Annotated in this window: 19 protein-coding genes; 11 read left to right on the forward strand and 8 right to left on the reverse strand. The window is 68.4% G+C overall.

Annotated elements, in window-relative coordinates:
* The first annotated feature begins 6 nt into the window (after positions 1-6).
* Positions 7-1,716 carry a diguanylate cyclase gene (locus FA702_RS12885; RefSeq protein ID WP_136956467.1) on the forward strand — a complete coding sequence of 570 codons (1,710 nt, stop codon included), beginning with the start codon at positions 7-9 and terminating at the stop codon, positions 1,714-1,716.
* Between the two features lie 41 nt (positions 1,717-1,757).
* Here FA702_RS12885 and FA702_RS12890 read toward each other — a convergent pair whose 3' ends face one another.
* From FA702_RS12890 to FA702_RS12910, 5 genes are all read right to left on the reverse strand, one after another.
* Positions 1,758-2,060, reverse strand: coding sequence for a hypothetical protein (locus FA702_RS12890; RefSeq protein ID WP_255504565.1), 303 nt, complete (start codon positions 2,058-2,060; stop codon positions 1,758-1,760).
* Positions 2,057-2,338 carry a hypothetical protein gene (locus tag FA702_RS12895; protein ID WP_136956468.1) on the reverse strand — a complete coding sequence of 94 codons (282 nt, stop codon included), beginning with the start codon at positions 2,336-2,338 and terminating at the stop codon, positions 2,057-2,059. Before FA702_RS12895 ends, FA702_RS12890 begins: the two co-directional genes overlap by 4 nt.
* Positions 2,335-2,532, reverse strand: a complete 198-nt coding sequence (locus FA702_RS12900; RefSeq protein ID WP_136956469.1) for a hypothetical protein — start codon at positions 2,530-2,532, stop codon at positions 2,335-2,337. The genes FA702_RS12895 and FA702_RS12900 overlap by 4 nt, the downstream gene beginning before the upstream one ends.
* 113 nt (positions 2,533-2,645) lie before the next feature.
* Positions 2,646-3,077 carry a thioesterase family protein gene (locus FA702_RS12905; RefSeq protein ID WP_136956470.1) on the reverse strand — a complete coding sequence of 144 codons (432 nt, stop codon included), beginning with the start codon at positions 3,075-3,077 and terminating at the stop codon, positions 2,646-2,648.
* 10 nt (positions 3,078-3,087) lie between these two features.
* On the reverse strand, positions 3,088-5,163 hold the full coding sequence (locus tag FA702_RS12910) for a S9 family peptidase (protein ID WP_136956471.1): 2,076 nt from the start codon (positions 5,161-5,163) through the stop codon (positions 3,088-3,090).
* 61 nt (positions 5,164-5,224) lie between these two features.
* On the opposite strand from FA702_RS12910, the gene FA702_RS12915 reads away from it, so the two are divergent.
* The 6 genes from FA702_RS12915 (at position 5,225) to FA702_RS12940 (ending at position 11,039) form a co-directional block, all read left to right on the forward strand.
* Positions 5,225-7,024, forward strand: a complete 1,800-nt coding sequence (locus tag FA702_RS12915; RefSeq protein ID WP_136957403.1) for an aminopeptidase P family protein — start codon at positions 5,225-5,227, stop codon at positions 7,022-7,024.
* Positions 7,025-7,082: 58 nt separating this feature from the next.
* A complete protein-coding gene (locus FA702_RS12920) occupies positions 7,083-7,463 on the forward strand; it encodes a VOC family protein (protein ID WP_136956472.1) in 381 nt (126 codons plus the stop codon).
* Entirely contained in the window at positions 7,460-7,882 is a 423-nt protein-coding gene (locus FA702_RS12925) for a cupin domain-containing protein (protein WP_136956473.1), read from the forward strand. The genes FA702_RS12920 and FA702_RS12925 overlap by 4 nt, the downstream gene beginning before the upstream one ends.
* A 249-nt stretch (positions 7,883-8,131) precedes the next feature.
* Positions 8,132-8,779, forward strand: a complete 648-nt coding sequence (locus FA702_RS12930) for an EF-hand domain-containing protein (RefSeq protein WP_136956474.1) — start codon at positions 8,132-8,134, stop codon at positions 8,777-8,779.
* An 18-nt stretch (positions 8,780-8,797) separates the two neighbouring features.
* Positions 8,798-9,529, forward strand: coding sequence for a response regulator (locus FA702_RS12935; RefSeq protein WP_136956475.1), 732 nt, complete (start codon positions 8,798-8,800; stop codon positions 9,527-9,529).
* Positions 9,530-9,533: 4 nt separating this feature from the next.
* A complete protein-coding gene (locus tag FA702_RS12940) occupies positions 9,534-11,039 on the forward strand; it encodes a sensor histidine kinase (protein WP_370385470.1) in 1,506 nt (501 codons plus the stop codon).
* Between the two features lie 145 nt (positions 11,040-11,184).
* Here the strand turns inward: FA702_RS12940 and FA702_RS12945 are convergent, their stop codons facing one another.
* Together FA702_RS12945 and FA702_RS12950 are read right to left on the reverse strand one after the other, a co-directional pair.
* Positions 11,185-13,854: a M1 family metallopeptidase gene (locus FA702_RS12945; protein ID WP_136956476.1), complete on the reverse strand. Its 2,670-nt coding sequence runs from the start codon at positions 13,852-13,854 to the stop codon at positions 11,185-11,187.
* Between the two features lie 130 nt (positions 13,855-13,984).
* Complete coding sequence (locus FA702_RS12950; RefSeq protein ID WP_136956477.1) at positions 13,985-15,559, reverse strand: helicase HerA-like domain-containing protein; 1,575 nt, start codon at positions 15,557-15,559, stop codon at positions 13,985-13,987.
* A gap of 120 nt (positions 15,560-15,679) precedes the next feature.
* Between FA702_RS12950 and pabB the strand changes: the two genes are divergently transcribed.
* Genes pabB through arfB form a run of 4 tightly spaced genes read left to right on the forward strand, consistent with a single transcriptional unit; the run spans position 15,680 to position 19,728 of the window.
* Positions 15,680-17,476, forward strand: coding sequence for an aminodeoxychorismate synthase component I (gene pabB / locus FA702_RS12955; protein ID WP_136956478.1), 1,797 nt, complete (start codon positions 15,680-15,682; stop codon positions 17,474-17,476).
* Complete coding sequence (locus FA702_RS12960) at positions 17,473-18,663, forward strand: pyridoxal phosphate-dependent aminotransferase (protein WP_136956479.1); 1,191 nt, start codon at positions 17,473-17,475, stop codon at positions 18,661-18,663. The genes pabB and FA702_RS12960 overlap by 4 nt, the downstream gene beginning before the upstream one ends.
* Positions 18,660-19,316 (forward strand): RluA family pseudouridine synthase, encoded by a 657-nt coding sequence (locus FA702_RS12965; protein ID WP_136956480.1) that lies wholly within the window; start codon positions 18,660-18,662, stop codon positions 19,314-19,316. Before FA702_RS12960 ends, FA702_RS12965 begins: the two co-directional genes overlap by 4 nt.
* Complete coding sequence (gene arfB / locus FA702_RS12970; protein ID WP_136956481.1) at positions 19,309-19,728, forward strand: alternative ribosome rescue aminoacyl-tRNA hydrolase ArfB; 420 nt, start codon at positions 19,309-19,311, stop codon at positions 19,726-19,728. The genes FA702_RS12965 and arfB overlap by 8 nt, the downstream gene beginning before the upstream one ends.
* Positions 19,729-19,752: 24 nt before the next feature.
* Here arfB and FA702_RS12975 read toward each other — a convergent pair whose 3' ends face one another.
* A complete protein-coding gene (locus FA702_RS12975) occupies positions 19,753-20,601 on the reverse strand; it encodes a MaoC family dehydratase N-terminal domain-containing protein (protein WP_136956482.1) in 849 nt (282 codons plus the stop codon).

A 20,601-nucleotide genomic window follows, 5' to 3' on the forward strand; every position in this document is an offset into this window, starting at 1 on the left:
TCGGGGATGGTCCCGGGCCGCAAGATCCTTGTGCTGCTGGCAGCGCTGCTGGGCTGGCTGGTGCCGGCCGTGGCACTTGCCGCGCCGGTCGAGGGCGTGCGGCTGTGCCATGCCGCCGCCGCGATCGACGAAAGCTATGACGCTGTGGCGGCGCGCGCCGCCCGCTGGTCGTGCAATCCGGGCGGCTGGGACATCGCCGCCGATTCCACCTTCCTGCGCTTCACCTTGCCCGAGAACGAGGACGATCTGCCGCGCAGTTTCGTGACTCACGCGGTGCGGTTCGAGAAGGTCACGATCACCGCGATCGACGCCGACGGCGCCCGCCGGACGATCGATTACACGCTGCCCGAGGCGCACCATCTGGAAGCCGCGCCGCTGATGAGCATGGCGCTGCCCGACGTGACCGCCCGCACGCGCGAGGTGGTCGTGCGGATCGACCGCCCGTGGGTAAAGGCGATCTTTTCCGAAGCCGGGCTGGACAGCGCGCCCGAAGGCACCGGCTGGCCCTTGTGGCGCGTGGCGGCGCTGGGCATCGTCTGCGGGATGCTGGTGGTGCCGCTGCTGCTCAACGTGGCGTTCTACAGCGTGCTGCCGGAGCGGTTCGTGGTGTGGCATCTCGTGATGGTGGTGGCCATGCTGGCCCAGACCGCGATCGGCACCGGCTTCATCCACCTGGTCATGACCATCCACGATACGGCCGAAGCGATCATATCCAACATCTGCTATGCCGCGATGGCCGCGGCGGCGATGATGTTCGCGGCGAATTTCCTGGAACCCGAATGCCTCGACCCGCGCCTGCGCGCGTTCATGCGGCGCGCGGCGGCGGTGGTGGCCGTGGTGGGGCTGATCACCACCTTGCAGGCGCCGTTCATGCGCGTGTGGTCGACCACGCTGGTCCACCTCAACATGCTGTTCCCGCTCATCCTCGTCTCGCTGGCGCTGTACGACGCCTGGCGCAAGGGCAGCCGGATGGTGATCTATCCACTGCTGGGCTGGACGCCGGCGATGGGCGTGGGGTTGCTGCGCATCGTCACCTATGTCCTGCCGGGTTCGTCCACGCCCGACGTGTCGGTGCTCTATTCCTTCGCGCTGGCGATCGAGGTGATCGTGACGGCGGTGGGAATCGTCGGCCGCTTCATCCTGCTGCGGCAGGAGCGCGATTCGGCGATGATCCGCGCCGAGGAAATGGAAGGCATCGTCGGGCGCGACCCGCTGACCGGGCTCAACAACCGCCTGTCGATCGAGCGCCGGTTCGATGAACTGCTGTCCGCCGGCTTCCGCACCATGGCGGTGATCGATCTCGATCACTTCAAGGATGTCAACGATACCCATGGCCATGCCACGGGCGATGCGGTGCTGAAGGCCACCGCGCGCGCGATCGCCGGGGACCGCGATACCCACGCGATCCGCATGGGGGGCGAGGAGTTCATGCTGCTGCTGCGGGGGCCGTTCGCTGCCGAACGCGCCGAACGCGCGCGCCGGGCGATTACCGCCCGCGTGGCGGCCGAAGTGGCCGGGCTGGACCGGATCGTCACCGCCAGCATGGGGCTGATCGAATACGACGGCGACAACCCCGACCTGGCCGCGTTCGACAGCCTCTATGCCCACTGCGATCGCCTGCTCTACGAAGCCAAGCGCAGCGGTCGCAACCGCACGGTGCGCGATCTGCTGGCTGGCGAGCCGGTTGAGGCGCTGACGCAGGCGGTGTCGATCTAGGTCGGCTGACGCGGGGCGTTCTCTTGCCCCAGCCGGCCCAACTACCGCAGGCGGGACGTATCGACCCGCTGGAACGAGGCCCGGCGGACAGGCCCGAGATTGACGTTCTGCCTGAACAGGTGGCGCGCCTCGTCGGCTCCCTCGATGGTGACGCAGACCAGGTGGGTTCCACCCGACAGGAGCGTTTCGATGGCGCTGATCGCGATCGTCTCGCGGTGGCACCGGTCGATCACGTCCTGTTCGGCCAGATTCAGGTTCATCGCCCGCGTGACTCTGGTTTCCACCGGCTCCGTCCAGGATTTTGCGGGCGCACGTTTTCTGGAGGCCGTGGGGGTCTTGCTCATGGTTGAATCTCCAATGGGGCGGCGCGCAAGGCCTGACGGCGAAGCACCCGGACGACCTCTATCAGGCCGAGGTCCGAAGCGCCGACGCGCTGGCGCGGAACGTCGATCATGCCGGGATGCACGGTATCAAGGAAGCCGTTGGCCGCCCGGCGTCCGCCCAGCAGCACGAAGGCCAGGTTGAATGCTTCGGCCCGCCGCTTGAGGGCCTGGGGGTCGCTTATGCCGATGCTGCCGTGCGCAATGGCGCCAGCACGGTTCGTGCCGCGCGCGGCCCTCACGATGCCGTGCCCGCCTGGACGGCGGCGCCGCACCAGTCGGGATAGGAAGAGACGCCCATCTTGTCGCGCAGCCGGTCAATCCGTGTCTGATAGTGCTTCACCAGCCTGAAGGCGTCAGCCCTGGCAACGGCGGGCAGCGACGCCGCGCGCATGATCGAGAGCTGGTGGTGATAAAGAAGATGATTAAGGTCCATCGACGTGCTCCGGGCTACTGCGGGAGCGCGACGGTCTCTCAGCCACCCACGTGCAAGACGATAATGGGCGATGGATCGGATATGGGGTGCCAGGGGCCGGATTGCAAGTGCAATCAGGGCATGGGCCGGCGCGATTCAGCCTCCGCCCCATCTGGCAGGAACGGCGCGGCGACGTCCCGGGGCACGCGCAGCAGGCGGCCCGAGGCGCGGTCCAGCAGCGCCCAGGTGGTGCGCGCGCTGACGATCACCTTGCCGGCGGCATTGGTGAAGTCCACGCGCCGGTCGAACCGCGCGCCGGTGGGGCCTTCGGGGATGAAGGTTTCCGCCGTCACGCTTTCGCCCGCGCCGATATTGCCGCGATAATCGATCTCGTGCCGGGTCACGACCCAGACATAGGCGGCCTGGTGCTCCGGCGCGGCCACCGCCTCCCAGTGCGCCACCGCGATGTCCTGCACCCATTGCAGCCACACCGCGTTGTTGACGTGGCCCAGTTCGTCGATGTGCTGCGGCGCGGCGGTGAAGGTCAGGCGGTGGCGGTTGCTCATGCGCGCGGCCTCAGGCGTCCACACCCAGCTGCCACAGGATGAAGGCGAACTCCTCCGCCGTTTCCTTCAGGCTTTCGAACCGGCCGGATTTGCCGCCGTGGCCCGCGCCCATGTTGGTCTTGAGCAGCAGTTCGTGGCCGTCGGTCTTCAGCTCGCGCAGCTTCGCCACCCATTTTGCCGGCTCCCAATAGGTCACGCGCGGATCGTTGAGCCCGGCCGTCACCAGCAGCGGCGGATAGGCCTGGCGCTGCACCTGGTCATAGGGCGAATAGGACAGGATTAGCTCGAACGCGGCCTTGTCCTCGATCGGGTTGCCCCATTCGGGCCATTCGCCCGGCGTCAGCGGCAGGCTTTCGTCGAGCATGGTGTTGAGCACGTCGACGAAGGGCACATGCGCCGCCACCGCGCCCCACAGGCCGGGATCGGAATTGATCACCGCGCCCATCAGTTCGCCCCCGGCCGATCCGCCGGAAATGCTGATTCGGCCGGCTTGCGTGAACCCGCGCGCGATCAGGCCTTTGGCCACGTCCACGAAATCGTTGAAGGTGTTGGTGCGCTGTTCCAGCTTGCCCGCCTTGTACCACGCGCGGCCCAGATCGTCGCCGCCACGGATATGCGCGATGGCATAGGCGAAGCCGCGATCGACAAGGCTGAGGCGCGAGGTCGAGAAACCCGGGCCGATGGCGATGCCATAGGCGCCGTAGCCATAGAGGTGCAGCGGTCCGCCGGGCTTGCGGTCCTTGCGCCAGACCACGCTGACCGGAACCAGCGTGCCATCGCGCGCCGCGATGTCCAGCCGCGCGGTATCGTAGAGCGAGGCGTCGTAGCCCGAAGGGATTTCCTGCACCTTCAGCAGGGTGAGGCTGCGGGTGGCCACGTCGTAGTCATAGACCGAGGCCGGGCTGACCATCGATTCGTAGCCGACGCGCAGCACGGTCATGGCCCATTCGGGATTGTCGCCGAGGCTCGCCTCGTAGCTCGCTTCGGGGAACGCGATCGGCTCGACCCTGGCGGGATCGTCGTAATAGTGCACCTCGATCCGGTCCAGCCCGCGCACCCGCCCTTCGACCACGTAGAAATCGCGGAACAGTTCGAACCCGGTCAGATAGAAATCGTCGCTTCCCGCGATCAGCGTGGTCCAGTTGCCCGGATCGGCGAGCGGCGCGGTGGCGAGGCGGAAGTTCTCGTGGGTGTCGTTGGTGTGGATGTAGAGCACGCCGTCACGCTCATCGACGTCGTATTCTACCCCCTTCGCGCGGGGCTTGACGAGGATCGGCGGGGCCAGCGGATCGGCGGCGGGGATCAGGCGCGTCTCGCCGGTCTCGTGGTCGCCGGTCGAGACGATCAGCCACTTCTCGTTGGCCGAAAGCGCGGCGCCGACGCGGAAGCCCTCGTCATCCTCGTGGTACAGTTCGATGTCGCTTTCGACCGGCTGGCCCAGCCAGTGCAGCCGCGCGTTGTCGGTGCGCCAGTTCTCGTTGGCGAGCGAATAGACGAGGCCCGTATCGTTCGCGACCCAGATCAGGCCGGACAGCGTGCCCGGGATTTCATCGGGCAGCACTTCGCCGGTGGCGATCACCTTGATCCGCGCGGTGAAGCGCTCGGAGCCGTTGTCGTCCACCGACCAGGCCAGCCGCGTGCCGTCGTTCGAAACTGCGATCGCGCCCAGGCGGAAGTAGTCCAGCCCCTCGGCGAGCGCCACTTCATCGAGAATCAGCTCGTCGGCGCTGCCATCGTCCGCCGCGCCCACCGGGCGGCGCCACCACTTCTTGTACTCCGCGCCTTCCTCGAATTCGATCCAGTAGAGCCAGTGGCCGTCCTTCTGCGGCACCGACTTGTCCGCCTCCTTGATGCGCCCGCGCATTTCGCGGAACAGCGCGTCGATCACCGGCTGGCGATCGGCCATGCGGCTTTCGAACCACGCATTTTCGGCTTCGAGATGGGCGAGGACGGCCGTGTCGGTGACCTCGGGATAGCCGGGATCGCGCAGCCAGGCGTAATCGTCGGTGACGATGATGCCATGGTGCGTGATGCTGTGCGGTTTCTTCGCGGCGACGGGAGGTGTGGCAATGCTCATTCCCCGCATCTATGTTGCCTCCATGATGCCCGCAAGGCGGGCTGCCTTCATTCAGGACGATCCCATGTTGATGCACACTCACGAAGCCCGCCTCGATGCCCTGCGCAAGCAACTGGCGCAGGACGGCCTCGATGGCTTCGTCATCCCGATTTCCGACGAGCACATGAGCGAATATGTCGGCGCCTATGCCCAGCGGCTGGCGTGGCTGACCGGCTTCGGCGGCTCGGCCGGCACCGCGGTCGTGCTCAAGGACGAGGCCGCGATCTTCGTCGACGGGCGCTATACCCTGCAAGTGCGCGAGCAGGTCGATGGCCGGCTCTACAGCTATCAGTCGGTGCCGCAGACCAGCCCCGCCGCGTGGCTGGGCGACCATGCGCCCGAAGGCGCGCGGATCGGCTATGACGCCTGGCTGCACGGCCGGCCGTGGGTGGAATCGGTGGCGAGCGCGCTGTCCGTGCGCGGTGCGCGGCTGGTGCCGGTGGAGTCGAATCCCGTTGACGCGGTCTGGGCGGACCGGCCCGCGCCTTCGATCGCGCCGGCGCTGGTCCACGCTGAGGAACACGCTGGCCAGTCCGCCTCCGAAAAGCGCGCGGCCGTTGCGGAATGGCTGGCGGAGCGCAAGCTGGACGCGGTCGTCGTGTCCGCGCTCGATTCGATCGCCTGGCTGCTCAATATCCGGGGCGCGGATGTGGATCGCACGCCGCTGGCGCTGTCGTTCGTGCTGGCGCACGCCGATGGCACCGCCGATCTGTTCATTGCGCCCGAAAAGGTCACGCCGGCGCTGGTCCAGCACCTGGGCAACGCGGTGCGCATCCATGATCGCGAGGGGTTCGTGCCCGCGCTGGAGGCGATGGCGGGCAAGCGCATCGCGGTTGACCCGGAGCGCGCCGTCGCCGCGATCTTCGCCACGCTCGATCGTGCCGGGGCCAAGACCATTGCGCTGACCGATCCCGTGGTGCTGCCCAAGGCGATCAAGAACGAGGTCGAGAAGGCGGGCCAGCGCGCGGCGCAGGCGCGGGATGGGGCGGCGGTTTCGCGCTTCCTGCACTGGCTCTCGGTGGAAGCGCCGCGCGGCGGCGTGACCGAACTGGCGGCGGCCGACCGGCTCGAAGCCTTCCGCGCCGAAGGCGGATTGCTGCGCGACCTGTCGTTCGACACGATCTCCGGCGCGGGGCCGAACGGCGCGGTCGTCCACTATCGCGTCAGCGAGGAAACCAGTCGCACGCTGGAGCCGAACAGCGTCTATCTCGTCGATTCGGGCGCGCAGTATGTCGATGGCACCACCGACATCACCCGCACGGTCTGGGTCGGTCCGGAGCAGCCGCCGGCGGAGGTCCGAGACCGCTTCACCCGCGTGCTCAAGGGCCATATCGCGCTGGCCCGGGCGGTGTTTCCCAAGGGCACGGCCGGCAGCCAGCTCGACAGCTTCGCCCGCCAGTTCCTGTGGTCGGCGGGGCTGGACTACGCGCACGGCACCGGCCACGGCGTCGGCAGCTTCCTGTCGGTGCACGAAGGGCCACAGCGCATCGCCAAGGCCGCGGGCGGGCAGGCCGGCACGGGACAGGTGCTGATGCCGGGCATGATCCTGTCGAACGAGCCGGGCTACTACAAGACCGGCGCCTATGGCATCCGCATAGAAAACCTGGTGCTGGTGGAGCCGCGCGACATTGCCGGCGCGGAAGGCGATTTCTACGGCTTCGAGACGCTGACGCACGTTCCGATCGACCGGAATCTGGTGGATGTCGCCCTGCTCGCGCCCGAAGAGCGGGACTGGTGGAACACCTACCATGCGCGCACGCTCGCGCTGCTTTCTCCCCAGCTCGAAGGTGCGGATCGCGGCTGGCTGGAAAGCGCCTGCGCGCCGCTTTGAGAGGCGATATGTTCGTGTTATGTTCCAGCCATCATGATTCGCTGAAGGGAGAGTTTAGATGATCGGATACGTAACGCTGGGCACCAACGATCTGGAACGCGGCGCGAAGTTCTATGATGCGCTGACCGCGGAACTGGGCGTGGGCCGGATGATGGAATGGGATGGCGCGATTGCCTGGGGTGCGCCCGGCGGTGGCGCGGGCATCGGCCTGACCAAGCCCTTCGACGGCAATGCCGCCTCGGTCGGCAATGGCGTGATGGTGGCGTTCGAGGCGAAGGACAAGGAACAGGTGGCCCGGCTGCACGCGATCGCGCTGGCCAACGGCGGTACCTGCGAAGGCGAACCGGGGCCGCGCGGCGATGGCGGGTTCTATGCCGCCTATTTCCGCGATCCCGATGGCAACAAGCTCAACGCCTTCCTTATGGCGGCCCCGGAATGACGGAGATCGGGGCCGGCCACCGGCTGGCGGAGAACCCTGTCCATCTCGGCCTCGGCGCACGCGCCGTGGCCGAGCCGGCCTTCACCGGGATGGAATGGTATGCCGGCTATGTCGCGCGCCATGCCGGTGACGGGAAGGAAGGGCGGCTGGTCAACCTGTTCCGTTTCGCCGAAAGCTGGGACAGCTGGGAAATGCACCCGGCTGGCGACGAAGTGGTGCTGTGCCTGTCGGGCGGGATCGTGCTGCATCAGGAGTTTCCCGACGGCCGGCTGGAGCAGGTCCGGCTCGTGCCCGGCGAATATGCGATCAATCCGCCGGGCGTGTGGCACACCGCCGATATCGTCGCCACGGATGCCGCGGGCGAGGCATCGGCGCTGTTCATCACGGCGGGCATCGGGACCGAGCATCGCGCCCGCTGACGACGCGGTAAAGGGGCCAGGCGGGGCGTTCGCTTGCCGCCACATGAACGGTCTCTTTCAAACGCGACAAATTACGACAATGTCGGGCCGGCGCCGGGATATTTGCGCGACAACTGCTTCCTATACCCTGCTCATGGACGTTGCGAAGGCCGCCAGCCTCCCCTGAAGGGGTTCCCCTCCCTCCCTCTCGCCCCTTCATGGCGGCCCCGCAACGCCCTCCCCTTGCTGCACACACGGGAGTCAGGATCGATGAAGAAGATTGTTCTGGGCATTTCCGCCGCCGCGCTCGCGCTCGGCGCCGGCGCCCTCTATGCCGCCGCGCCCGAAGGTCCGGCGGGTGATGTCACCTGGGCCGAAGCCAAGGCCAAGGCCGACGAGATGTGGGCTAAGCTCGACGTCAACAAGGACGGCAAGCTCGACCAGGCCGATCGCGATGCCAAGGTCCTGCAGAAGTTCGACGCGATCGATACCAACCACGATGGCTCGATCAGCCGCGACGAGTTTCTGGCCCATCACAACGCGATGCGCGGCCCCGGTGCCGATGGTCCGGGCGCCGGTCCGGGCCAAGGCCATCGCTGGCATCGCGGCGGACGCGGCGGTCCGCAAGGACGTGGCCCCGGTCCGGACGGCCCGGCTATGCATGGCGGCATGATGGGCGGTCCCGGCATGGTGCTGCGCATGGCGGATGCCAACAAGGATGGCGTTGTGACCAAGGCCGAGTACGATGCGGCTGTGAAGGCGCATTTCGACAGGGTCGATACCAACCATGACGGCAAGATCAGCAAGGAAGAACGCAAGGCCGCGCGCGATGCCATGCGCGCCCGCTTTGGCCGAGGGCCGGGCGGGCCGGGTGCCGCCGGCGACGATGCGCCTCCGCCGCCGCCTCCGGGCGAATGACGGGGAGCGGCGAAGCGCATGAACGAACCTTCGCCGATCCGGGTCCTGCTCGTCGACGATGAGGCGGCCCTGCGCGAGCCCCTGGCGGACTACCTCGTTCGCCAGGGGTTTGCCGTGACGCAGGCCGGCACCGCCGCCGAGGCACGCAGCCGTCTGGTCGAGGCCGCGTTCGACATCGTGCTGCTCGACATCATGATGCCGGGCGAGGACGGGCTTTCGCTGTGCCGCCATCTGGTCGAGGCGCGGCAGATCCCGGTCATCTTCATCACCGCCAAGGGTGAAGCCACTGATCGCATCGTCGGGTTGGAAATCGGCGCCGACGACTACGTGGTCAAGCCGTTCGATCCGCGCGAACTGGTCGCGCGCGTGCGCAGCGTGCTGCGGCGCGCGGTGCGGCAGGCGGCGGAACCGGCCGACGCGGTGGTCTATGAATTCGAAGGCTGGCAGCTCGATCCGCTCAAGCGCCGGCTGACCGATCCGGAAGGCGCGCTGGTCGCGATCTCCTCCGCCGAGTTCCGCCTGCTGATGGCCTTCCTCGATCATCCGCGCCAGGTGCTCGATCGCGATCGTCTGCTCGACATGGTGCAGGGGCGCGAGGCGCACCTGTTCGATCGCGCGGTCGACAACCAGATCAGCCGCCTGCGCCGCAAGGTGGAGGTGGATAGCCGCAATCCGCAACTGATCCAGACGGTCTGGGGCGGTGGCTACATGCTGGCCACCGAAGTGCGCAAGATCGCGTCGCGGGGGTAGTCGCTTGTTTCGAGACCTGCCCCGCGCCTTTTCCCGTTTCGTGCCCTGGCCGCGCAGCTTGCAGGGGCAGATGCTATTCGCCATCGCCATCGCCCTGTTGATCGCGCAGAGCCTTTCGGCGGCGCTTATCTGGCGCGCGCAGCATGAACGGCACGTGGGCGCGCTGGTGAACTCCGCCGCCTTCCGTCTGCTTGGCCCTCCGCTCTATGGCGCGGAGGGCGGCGAACGGAGCGGAATGCGGCGCGATCGCTGGCCGGAAGCGCGCGAAGGCGGCCCTCCGGGGGCGCCCGGCTTCCGGCGTCGTCCGCCGCCGCCCGATGACGGCTACAGGCTGCCACGCCCCTTGCGCGTGCGCGTGGATAACGCCAGCCCCGAACAGCCCGGCGACCGGCGCATCGCCGCAGCCGAGAAGAATCTGACCGAAGTGCTGGAAAACCAGGGCGTCGCGGTGTCACAAGTGGTCGTGCTCGAACGCGATCCCCATCAGGACAGCGTGATTGCCGAATGGTGGGAACAGCAACGCCACCGCTTCGCCGCCTTCAGCAATGGCGAACCGCCGCCGCGCCTGGTGATCGCCTCGTTCAAGCGCTCCGACGGCACGTGGCTGTCCGCGCGCGTCCTGACGCCGGCGGGCGAGCGGCAGTTGCTGATCTCGTTGCTGTGGCAGACCGTGCTGTTGTACCTCGTCCTCATCGGCGCGGTGGCGCTGATCCTGCGTCGCATCGCGCAGCCGCTCAAGGCGCTGACGCGGCGGGTGGAGGCCTTCGCCCGCGACCGCAGCGTCGATGGGCAGCTCGTCCCCGGCGGGCCGGAAGACATCCGCCGCCTGATCGAGGCGCACAACGCGATGGAAGCACGCATCGCCGGGCTGCTCGACGAAAAGGACGTGATGCTGGGGGCGATCGGCCACGATCTGAAAACGCCGCTGGCGGCGCTGCGCGTGCGGATCGAGGCGGTGGAGGACGATGCCGAGCGCGGCCGGATGGCCAAGGTGATCGAGGACATCAACCGCTCGCTCGACGATATTCTTTCGCTGGCGCGCGTCGGCCGCCCGTCCGATCCGCTGGAAATGACCGAACTGTCCGCGCTGGTGGCCGATGTGGCCGACGAGTTCGAGGACATGGGCGAGGACGTGACGCTGGGCGATACCGCGCGCATCGTCCTGCCGGTGCGGGCCACCTGGCTGCGCCGCGCGATGCGCAACCTGGTGTCCAACGCCCTGCGCTATGGCCAGCGCGCGCGCGTATCGCTGGCGCGCGAGGGCAATCAGGCGGTGCTGCGGGTCGAGGATGACGGGCCGGGGATTCCCGAAGGCGAGATCGCCCGGATGATGGAGCCGTTCACGCGGCTGGAAGCCTCGCGCAATACCGCGACCGGCGGCACCGGGCTGGGGCTGACGCTGGCGCGGGCCATCGCCGACCAGCACGGCGGATCGCTCGTGCTGGCCAATCGCGTGGAAGCGGGCCGGATCGCAGGGCTGGTGGCGACGCTGCGCCTGCCCGTGACGTGACAGAAATATCCCGGCACGCACGGGGCCTGCCGGGATGGAGTTTTATGCCAAGCTGCTAAGATGCTGACGCATCACAGCTTGGAAATGCTCAAGCGCCGCACGGGCTTGACCCAAATGCGGTGCGTGATGCTCACCGCATTTGGGCTTACTTGATCTTCGCCACCGCCGCGGACAGTTCCGCGCCGCGTGCGTCCTTGAGCACGCCGCAATCGCGGACCCGCTCGATTGTGCGTTCCAGTTCCAGCGCGCCGCTGCGGCCGGCGAAGCGGGGGCGCAGGGCCTCGAATTCCTTCGCCTGATCGGCCGAGCAGAACCCGGCCAGCGTCGAGGGCAGCCGCGCGGCGAGGAAGATGCCGCCCGAGCCGCTGAGCATCTCGTCGAGATGCGCCTTGAGCCATGTGTAGCCGATCTCGCGCGTTTCGGGCGTCACCAGAATACCAGCGATCATGCTGAGCCGCTCGCTGGGGCGCAGCCGGGCATCCTTGAACCCGTCGAGCACCCAGCGCGCGGTTTCGGCATCGCCGCTGGCGGCCACGGCGCGCAGGGCGCTGGGGCGGAACACCGGATCTTCCGATCCGAGCGCGACGCCCGCCAGCTTCTGCGCCCCCGCCAGCTTCGCCTGGCCCAGCCATGCCCGCATCCCCGATCCGTAGAACGCGGGATCGAGCGCGGCCTTGTCGCCGCCGAGCAGCCCGTCCGTCGCCGTGGCGAGCCGCGCGCGCAGCGCCGGATCGCGCGCCGTGTCGGACAGGGTGGCGACCAGCGCCACGCGCCGCTGCGCCTTGTCGGGATCGTCGCCGGCATGGGCGCCGGCGCGCGGATCGAAGCCCATCGCTTCAAGCTGCGGGGCATAGAGCCTGTCGACGAAGCGCCGGAACGCGGGCTTGGCGGCTTCGTCGATCACGCCGCGCGCGGCCATCGCTTCGAGCAGCGATGTGGCGTTGCCGCTGGCGTAGCTGTCGGGATTGCGGGCCAACGCCTCGGAGGCGGCGATGACTTGCGCCGGCGTGGCGCGCCCCGCCATGAAGCTGGCCGCGATGCTGTCTTCCAGCGCCTGCGCCTCGCCGCCCGGCAGACTGGCCGCGCTGGCGATCAGCTTGTCCCATTCCGCCGCGGGCAGTTCGAAGCGATAGTATCCGGTGCCGCCGGCATTGGGCATCACCGGCCCCTTGCCCTTCAGCGTCAGCTTCATCGACGGCCCGGTCATCAGCGAACACTGGCGATCGTCCCCCTGCCGCGCGCAAAGCGGAATGCCCCATTGCGTGGCGGGGGCGGGGGTGCCCAATCGGACGTAGCGGCTCTGCGTTACCGTCCAGGCGCCGTTCTTGCCGTCCGCGAACGTCACCAGTGGCACGCCTTGCTGGTCGGTGAAGCTCTGCATCGCCGAAAGGATGCGCGGATCGCCCGCCGCATCGGCCATCGCGCCGAAGAAGTCCGCGCTGGTGGCGTTGCCATAGCGGTGCTTGGCCATGTAGCCGCGCACGCCATCGCGGAAGCGCGTATCGCCCATGAACGCGGCGATCATCGCCACGACATGCCCGCCCTTGCCATAGGTGATCGTATCGAACGCGGCGTCGATATCCGCGTTCTTCGGGATCGGCTGGTGGATCGGCCGCCCGGCGATCAGCGCGTCGATGTTCATCGCGCCGAAGCCTTCCTCCAGCGCGCCCGCGCCGATGTTGAGGTCCGGCCGCCATGCGTTGCCGATGCGGAAGCCCATCCAGTTGGCGAAGCTTTCGTTCAGCCAGATGTCGTCCCACCACGCCGGGGTGACGAGATCGCCGAACCACTGGTGCGCCAGCTCGTGCGCCACCACCATGCCGAAGGTGCGCTTCTGGCTGGTCGATGCCTTGTCGTCCATCACCAGGATGGAGTCTTCATAGAGATCGGCGCCCGCGTTCTCCATGGCGCCGGGCATGATCGGCGCGGTGATCTGGTCGAGCTTGGGATAGGGGAAGGACTGGCCGAAATAGGCTTCGAGGTGCTGGACGATGCCCTTGGTGCCTTCCAGCGCGAAGGCCAGCTTGTCAGCGTTCTGCTTCGTCGAAACCACGCGGATGGGCAGCGGTGCGGCGCGCTGCGGGGTGGCGGGCACGGTGCCTTCGACGGTGGCGAACGGCCCGACCATCATCGCCACGAGATAGCTCGGCAGCGGCAGCGTCGGCGCGAAGGTGTGGACGGACATCCCGTTTTCGGTCCGCGTCGCGGTCTCCGGCGCGTTGCTCACCGCCTTGAGCCCGGCGGGGGTGCGCAACGTGACCGTCCACGGCGTCTTGAAGCCGGGCTCGTCGAAGCCGGGGAAGGCGGCGCGTGCGTCGATCGATTCGAACTGGGTCCAGCTGTACCAGTCATCGCCCACTTTTACGCGGAACATGCCGGCCGGCCCTTCGCCGAACGGTGCGTCGTAATCGAACGCGAAGGTCACCGCGCCGGCGGGCAGCGCTTCGGGGAAGGTCAGCAGCGCAACCCCGGTGGGATCGACTTGCGCGAACGTGCCGGTCAGCGTCTTGCCGCCAGCCGTGGCGGTCACGCGCGAAACCTTCAGTTCCTTGCCGTGCAGCCAGACGAAGCGGCTGGCCTTGCGGCTGGTGGCGTCGATCTCGACGTGGCCGGAAAACCGCTCCTTCGCCGGATCGACGGTCAGGTCCAGCCGGTAGGTGGAGGGCACGACCGAACCGTCGAGCTTGCCGGCGGGCATGGGGCCGGCTTCGGCGGGAATGGATGCGGCGGCGGTGGCAGCAGCGGTTTCGGCGTGGGCGAGGGGAATCGCGGCACAGCTCGCAAGCATGGTCGCGGCAAGGAACAAGGAGCGCATGAAAGCCTTTCCGGAAATGGAAAATGCGCCTGCCTAGGGCCTAACCGGTTTCATGCGCAACCGCGTTCGACGAACACGCGATGGTGTTCGTCGAACATGCGTGGTCACAATGGGCGGCCACGCGGAGCGATCAGCGCAGCAATCCGCCCAGCAGGCCGCGCGCGAAGCGGCCGAACGCGGCGCCGCCCAGGCTGGTGGCGACCGAGCCGACCACCGCGCTCAGGCCGGATTCGACGGGCGAGGCGCGCGTCTTCTTGCCGCTGATCTGCGCCGCGATCACCGCGCCGGCGGACGAAGCCACCGCGCCGATCGCGGCCTTGCCGGCCTTGTCCCACAGCGAGGGCGACTGGCGTGGCGCCGCGCGCTGTGCCTCCGTGCCCTGTTCCTGCACCTGCTGCGCGGCGGCGGCGGCATCGGCGGCCTTCTGGGCCAGCACTTCGGCGGCGGATTCGCGGTTCACGGCGGTATCGTACTTGCCTTCCACCGGGCTGGACGCCTGGATCGCGGCACGTTCGGGCGCCGAGACCGGCCCCAGCCGCGAACGCGGCGGCGCGATCAGCGTGCGCTGCACCACGCCGGGGGCGCCATCGTCATCCAGCGTGGACACCAGCGCCTCGCCCACTTTCAGTTCGGTGATCGCCTTTTCCACGTCGAGATCGGGGTTGATGCGGAAGGTCTGCGCCGCCGCCTTGATCGCCTTCTGGTCGCGTGGGGTGAAGGCGCGCAGCGCGTGCTGCACGCGGTTGCCAAGCTGGCCGGCAATCTTTTCGGGAATGTCGATCGGGTTCTGCGTGACGAAATAGACGCCCACGCCCTTCGAGCGGATCAGGCGGACGACCTGCTCCACCTTGTCGAACAGCGCTTCGGGCGCATCGTCGAACAGCAGGTGCGCCTCGTCGAAGAAGAACACCAGCACGGGCTTTTCGGGATCGCCCACTTCCGGCAGCGCCTCGAACAGTTCGGACAGCAGCCACAGCAGGAACGTGGCATAGAGCTTGGGGCTCTGCATCAGCTTTTCCGCGGCGAGAATGTTGACCAGGCCCCGGCCCTTGTCGTCGGTGCGGATGAAGTCGTGAATCTCGAACGCCGGCTCGCCGAAGAAGCGGTCCGCGCCCTGGCTTTCGAAGGCGAGCAACTGGCGCTGGATCGCGCCGACGCTGGCCTTGGTGACGTTGCCGTACTTGGTGGCGAGTTCGCCGGCGTTTTCCGCGCAGGCGACCAGCACCGCCTGCAGATCGTCCATGTCGATCAGCAGCAGGCCGTTCTCGTCGGCATAGCGGAAGGCGATGTTGAGCACGCCTTCCTGCGTTTCGTTCAGGCCCATCAGCCGCGCCAGCAGCAGCGGCCCCATTTCCGAGATCGTGGTGCGGATCGGGTGGCCGCTTTCGCCATAGAGATCCCAGAACACCGCCGGATTGTCGGAATAGGCATAATCGGTGATGCCCAGTTCCTTGGCGCGCGCTTCCAGCTTGTCGGCGTTCTTGAAAGTGGGGCTGCCGGGCATGGCGATGCCCGAAAGATCACCCTTCACGTCGGCCAGGAACACCGGCACGCCGCGCGCGGAAAACTGTTCGGCGATGCCCTGCAGCGTCACCGTCTTGCCCGTGCCGGTCGCGCCCGCGACCAGCCCGTGCCGGTTGGCCCGGCCGAGGCGCAGCACCTGCCGTTCGCCGTTCGCGCCGAGGCCAAGGTAGATATCGTCCATGTAACAGTCGTCCCCGCAAGAAAGCGTCCGGTCCCGGCACCGGTTTACGAACAGGTGGCGCGCGGTGCGAGAGGTTTTTGCATCCGCGGCGGTGTGCCGCTAAAGCGCGCGCCACCGGCCATGGACCAGACGCCTTTCATCCTGCTTGACGATGCCCGCAGCGACGATGCTCGCAACGGTGGGGCGAGCGACGCGCGCGTCTATCGCGATCCGCGCGAGATCGTCGTCGCGCGCCGGCCGGAGGAGGTGGCGCAGGCGCTGGACCGGATCGGCGCCGAGCCGGGCGAATGGGCAGGCTATATTGCCTACGAGGCCGGGCTGGCGCTGGAACCGCGCCTGCTGCCGCTGGCCGCCGCGCGCACCGGCGCGACCGGGCCGCTGGTGTGGTTCGCGCGCTTCGCCACGATGGAGACCATTCCGGCCGATGCGGTGGAGGATTGGCTGGAGCGGCAGGGCGCGGGTTCCGGCAGTCTTGGTCCGCTCGATCCGCAAGTCTCGATCGGCGGCTATGGCCGCGCGTTCGATCGGGTGCAGGAAGCGATCCGCGCAGGCGACATCTATCAGGCGAACCTCACCTTTCCGCTCGGCGGAAGCTGGCATGGCGATCCGCTGGCGATCTATGCCGCGATCCGCCGCGATGCGCGCGCCGGCTATGGCGGGGTTTGCTGGGACGGATCGCACTGGCACCTGTCGTTCTCGCCCGAACTGTTCTTCGCACTGAAGGACGGCTTGGCCACGGTCCGCCCGATGAAGGGCACCGCGCCGCGCGGCGAAACGCCCGAACAGGACGAGGCGTTCCGCGCCGGGCTGGCGGGCAACGCCAAGGACCGCGCGGAAAACCTGATGATCGTGGACCTCATGCGCAACGATCTGTCGCGCGTGGCGGTACCCGGCAGCGTCCGCGTCGAGCAGCCTTTCGCGATCGAGAGCTATCCCACGGTGCACCAGATGGTCACCACCGTCCGCGCCCGGCTCATGGCTGGCGCGGGTGCGCGCGAACTGGTGCGGGCGATCTTTCCGTGTGGCTCGATCACCGGCGCGCCAAAGATTCGCGCGATGGAACTGATCGATGTGGCCGAACGCGATGCGCGTGGCCCCTATTGTGGCGCTTTCGGCCGGATCGACGCCTCTGGTGATGCGGCATTCAATGTGGCAATCCGTACGGTGCGCCTCGATCCCCGGACGGACCGCGCGGTCATGGGGGTGGGCTCCGCGGTCGTGGCGGATTCCGCGATGCTGGGCGAATGGCGGGAATGCGTGGTAAAGGGGGATTTCTTGCGCCTGTCCGCCGGCAATGCCGATCTGATCGAAACGATGGCCTTCGATCCCGCGCAGGGCATCGCGCTGCTCGAACTGCATCTGGAACGCATCAAGGCGAGTGCGGCCGTGCTGGGCTTCGCGTTCGATCGCCATGCCGCGCGCAACGCCATCCATGCGCTGTGCTTCGATCTGGAAGCGCCATCGAAAGTGCGGCTGGTGGTGTCGAAGGCCGGCGCGCTGGCGCTGGAGGCATCGGCGCTGCCCACGCCCGCCGATGGTCCGGTGACGTGCGCCGTGCTGCCGCTGCCGGTGGCCGAGGGCGACTGGCGGCTGCGCCACAAGACATCGGATCGCGGTTTCTACGAAGCGGCGCTGCGGGCGGCGAAGGCGGCCGGCGCGGGCGAGGCGCTGTTCCTGCGCGATGACGGGTTGCTGACCGAAGGCAGCTTCACCAATCTTTTCGTCGAGCGGGAGGGGCTGCTGCTCACGCCGCGCGCCGAACACGGCCTGCTGCCGGGTGTCCTGCGCCGCAGCCTGATCGAGAGTGGGCGCGCGGCGGAAGCGGACCTGACGCTGGAGGATCTCTCCGACGGCTTCTTCATCGGCAACGCCCTGCGTGGCCTGCTGCCGGCGCGACTGCTCGGCGAACAGGCATGACCGACTCCACCCTGAGCGGCGCGCTGGCGCGCATCGCGCCGTCGCGCACCACGGCGATGACGGACCGTGCCATGGCGCTGCGGGCCGAAGGGCGCGACATCATCTCGCTGTCCGTCGGCGAGCCCGATTTCGCCACGCCCGCCCATGTCGTCCAGGCGGCGAAGGACGCGCTCGACGCCGGCGACACGAAGTACACCGCCGTCGCCGGATCGGCGCGGCTGCGTGCGGCGGCTGCGCTCCATTTCGAGCGTGATCTCGGCATCGTCGTTCCGCCGGCGCAGGTGATCGTCAGCGCCGGGGGCAAGCAGGCGATCTTCCACGCGCTGCTCGCCACGCTCGATCCGGGCGACGCGGTGCTGATCCCCAGTCCGTGGTGGGTGAGCTATCCGGAAATCGTGCGCTTCGCCGGCGCCGAGGTGGTGGACCTGCCGACGCGGGCGGACGGGGGCTTTCGCATCAGCGCCGCGCAGCTCGAGGCCGCGATCACGCCCGCCACGCGCTGGCTGCTGCTCAACAGCCCCGGCAATCCCACCGGCGCGACCTATCCGGCGGAAGAGCTGCGCGCGCTGGGCGATGTGCTGCGCCGCCACCCGCGCGTGCTGGTGATGAGCGACGATATCTATGCCCCGCTCCGCTATGGCGCGGGTGCGCACGCCACGCTGGCGGTGGAATGCCCGGACCTGGCCGATCGCGTGCTGACCGTATCCGGCGTGTCCAAGAGCCACGCGATGACCGGCTTCCGCATCGGCGTCGCCGCCGGGCCGCTGTGGCTCATCAACGCCATGGCGCGGCTGCAATCGCATTCCTCGGGCAATCCGGCCTCGATCAGCCAGGCGGCCGCGGTTGCCGCGTTCGAAGGCCCGCAGGATTTCCTGCTCGACTGGCGCGAACGGTTCCGCGCGCGCCGCGACCTGTGCGTGGCGGCGATCAACGCGATTCCGGGGCTTTCGACCCCGGTTCCGGATGGCGCGTTCTATTGCATGGTCGATGCCGCGCCGCTGATGGCGCGCTTTGGCGGCGAAGGCCCCAACGCGGACGAGGCGCTGTGCCTGCATTTGCTGGAGCACGGCGTCGCCGTGGTCGCGGCTTCGGCATTCGGCGGGCGCGACGGCTTTCGCATCAGCTTCGCCGCCGATGAGGCGACGCTGGAAGAAGCCTTGCGGCGCATTGCAAAGGCGGTGGCATGATCGATTTTTCCATCCTGTTCGAAGACGGCGAAGCGCTGGTGATCGACAAGCCCGCCGGTCTGCCGCTCGACCGGCCGCGCGCGGGCGGGCCGTGCCTGGAGGACCATCTCGACGATCTGCGGTTCGGCTTCCAGCGTGAGCCGTTCCCGGTTCACCGGCTCGATCGCGATACGTCGGGCTGCCTGCTGCTGGCGCGCAATCCGAAGGCGCTCAAGCGCTTCTCCGCCGCGTTCGAGGCGCGGCAGGTGGACAAGGTCTATCTGGGCGTGGTGGCGGGGCCGGTGGAGGGCGAAAGCGGCACGGTGAGTCTCAGCCTGTCCAAGGTTAGCACCGAAAAGGACGGCTGGCGGATGATCCCGGCCAAGAAGGGCAAGCCCGCCGTCACCCACTGGCGGGTGGTGGAACGGCGCGACGCGCTGACTCTGGTGGAATTCCGCCCCGAAACTGGCCGCACCCACCAGATCCGCGTGCACGCCCTGGCGGGGCTGGGCCATGCGCTGGTGGGCGATCCCGTGTACGGAAACGGCAAGGGCGCGAAGCGGACGATGCTGCACGCCGCCGCGCTCACCGTCCCGCGTGAAGGCAAGCCGCCGATCGAAGCGCAGTCGCCCTTGCCGCCGGATTTCCACGCGCTGGGATTCGATCTTGGCTGACGATGCCGACCAGATCATCGCCCGGGCGCTGCCGCTGATCGAGGAGAGCTTCATCGCGGCGGCCGGGCCGGGCGGGCAGAACGTCAACAAGGTGGCGACGGCGGTGCAGGTGCGGCTCGACGTTTTCGCGCTGCGCCTCTCGCCGCCGGTCTTTCACCGGCTGAAGGAACTGGCCGGCAGCAAGTTCACCGCCAAGGGCGAGATCGTGCTGACCGCGCGCAGCCACCGCACGCAGGAAGCCAACCGCGAGGATGCGCGCAAGCGCCTGGCCGATCTGCTGCGCGAGGCGACGAACCTGCCGGGAAAGCGCGCCAAGTCCCGCCTCAACCGCGTGGGCAAGACCGCGCGGCTGGAAGGCAAGAAGAAGCGTGGCGCGGTGAAGGCCGGGCGCGGCAAGGTGCGGCTGGACTGAAGCAGTGCCGCAGCCGCCTTGTTCTTACCCAGCGGTCGCCCCCATCACCGCGCGGCCGTCGGCGGCATAGGCGCCCAGTTCGTAGCCCGCGTCCGCGCGGCGGAAGGCAAGGTGCAGCGGCTCGTCCGCCACGGCCGGCGAAAGCCCGCGAAAGGCGAAGCGTTCCAGCACGTTGTCGCCCAGTTGCCGCCGGGCGAGATCGAGCAGCAGCGTCGCGGTCAGCGGCCCGTGGACGACCAGCCCGCGATAGCCTTCCTCGCCCGTGGCGTAAGGCTGGTCGTAATGGATGCGGTGGCTGTTGAAGGTGAGCGCGGAATAGCGGAACAGCAGCGCAGGGTCGGGCTCCACCGTGCGCACCGCGTCCCATGCCGAAGTATCGAAGCGGCTTTCCCCCAGCGGTGGAGGTGCCGGTGGCGTGCCGGTGGGGGCGGCTTCGCGATAGACGATCGACTGCACCTCGCGCACCGTGGGCACGCCATCGCCCAGCGTCTCGTGCGCCACGTCCACGAACACCAGATGGCCCGATCCCCCCTGCTTGGGCGTTACCGACAGCACGCGCGAACGCCGCTCGACCGCTTCGCCCGTGCGCAGCGCGCGCAGGAACTCGACCTGGCTCGCCGCCCACATCCGGCGTGGCAACGGTATTGGGGGCAGGAAGCCGTCCGGGCTGTCGTCACGGCGGGGGTGGCCGTCCGGTCCCAGCGTGGCGGTGGGGGCATCGGGCAGGCACAGGCACCAATGCAGGCCCTGCGGCGCCGCGCCGCCGACCGGTGCCGGGCGGTCCAGCGTGGCGCACCAACGCGCCAGCAGCCCCGCATCCACCCGGTCCGAACGGGTTTCCTCGCGTCCGACCCATGCCGCCCATTCGCTCAT

The sequence above is a fragment of the Novosphingobium sp. EMRT-2 genome (assembly GCF_005145025.1).
Lineage (GTDB): Bacteria > Pseudomonadota > Alphaproteobacteria > Sphingomonadales > Sphingomonadaceae > Novosphingobium.

Coding starts and splice junctions, on each gene's coding strand:
- FA702_RS12975 (WP_136956482.1), bottom strand. CDS start 20,601: ATGAGCGAATGGGCGGCATGGGTCGGACGCGAGGAAACCCGTTCGGAC.
- FA702_RS12950 (WP_136956477.1), bottom strand. CDS start 15,559: ATGGACGATATCTACCTTGGCCTCGGCGCGAACGGCGAACGGCAGGTG.
- FA702_RS12945 (WP_136956476.1), bottom strand. CDS start 13,854: ATGCGCTCCTTGTTCCTTGCCGCGACCATGCTTGCGAGCTGTGCCGCG.
- FA702_RS12915 (WP_136957403.1), top strand. CDS start 5,225: ATGCACACTCACGAAGCCCGCCTCGATGCCCTGCGCAAGCAACTGGCG.
- FA702_RS12905 (WP_136956470.1), bottom strand. CDS start 3,077: ATGAGCAACCGCCACCGCCTGACCTTCACCGCCGCGCCGCAGCACATC.
- FA702_RS12965 (WP_136956480.1), top strand. CDS start 18,660: ATGATCGATTTTTCCATCCTGTTCGAAGACGGCGAAGCGCTGGTGATC.
- pabB (WP_136956478.1), top strand. CDS start 15,680: ATGGACCAGACGCCTTTCATCCTGCTTGACGATGCCCGCAGCGACGAT.
- FA702_RS12900 (WP_136956469.1), bottom strand. CDS start 2,532: ATGGACCTTAATCATCTTCTTTATCACCACCAGCTCTCGATCATGCGC.
- FA702_RS12920 (WP_136956472.1), top strand. CDS start 7,083: ATGATCGGATACGTAACGCTGGGCACCAACGATCTGGAACGCGGCGCG.
- FA702_RS12925 (WP_136956473.1), top strand. CDS start 7,460: ATGACGGAGATCGGGGCCGGCCACCGGCTGGCGGAGAACCCTGTCCAT.
- FA702_RS12930 (WP_136956474.1), top strand. CDS start 8,132: ATGAAGAAGATTGTTCTGGGCATTTCCGCCGCCGCGCTCGCGCTCGGC.
- FA702_RS12960 (WP_136956479.1), top strand. CDS start 17,473: ATGACCGACTCCACCCTGAGCGGCGCGCTGGCGCGCATCGCGCCGTCG.
- FA702_RS12885 (WP_136956467.1), top strand. CDS start 7: ATGGTCCCGGGCCGCAAGATCCTTGTGCTGCTGGCAGCGCTGCTGGGC.
- FA702_RS12910 (WP_136956471.1), bottom strand. CDS start 5,163: ATGCGGGGAATGAGCATTGCCACACCTCCCGTCGCCGCGAAGAAACCG.
- FA702_RS12890 (WP_255504565.1), bottom strand. CDS start 2,060: ATGAGCAAGACCCCCACGGCCTCCAGAAAACGTGCGCCCGCAAAATCC.
- FA702_RS12935 (WP_136956475.1), top strand. CDS start 8,798: ATGAACGAACCTTCGCCGATCCGGGTCCTGCTCGTCGACGATGAGGCG.